The sequence below is a fragment of the Halioglobus sp. HI00S01 genome (assembly GCF_001635445.1).
Lineage (GTDB): Bacteria > Pseudomonadota > Gammaproteobacteria > Pseudomonadales > Halieaceae > Halioglobus > Halioglobus japonicus.
This window is the reverse complement of record NZ_LWEE01000043.1, coordinates 1-218: the sequence shown is the minus strand read 5'-3', so window position 1 is coordinate 218 and position 218 is coordinate 1. Positions and strand designations below refer to the sequence as shown.

Genomic DNA, 218 nt, shown 5'->3' with positions numbered 1-218 from the left:
AAGCATGGCACTCATCCGTAATGTGAACTGCACTGTGCTGATTCAATAGTGACGCCGCAAATGTTGTAGAGCTCCGTGGCATTCCGCCGATAAATACGAAACGCCCAAAGTTCGACATTACTAACACTCCTTCAGGGCTACAAGTGTCCAGATACCTATGTACATCTTGTATTCGCGGTCGATTCTGTAATGAAGACTTGAAAGGTATTCTTTGCAAC

General features: G+C 45.0%; 1 protein-coding gene. It reads right to left on the bottom strand.

Translation table 11 applies throughout. The annotated features are described in order from the left end of the window. Positions 1 to 118 (bottom strand): sulfotransferase (locus A3709_RS24975; protein ID WP_197484118.1); only part of this gene is annotated, 118 nt, incomplete at its 3' end. Positions 119 to 218: the final 100 nt, after the last annotated feature.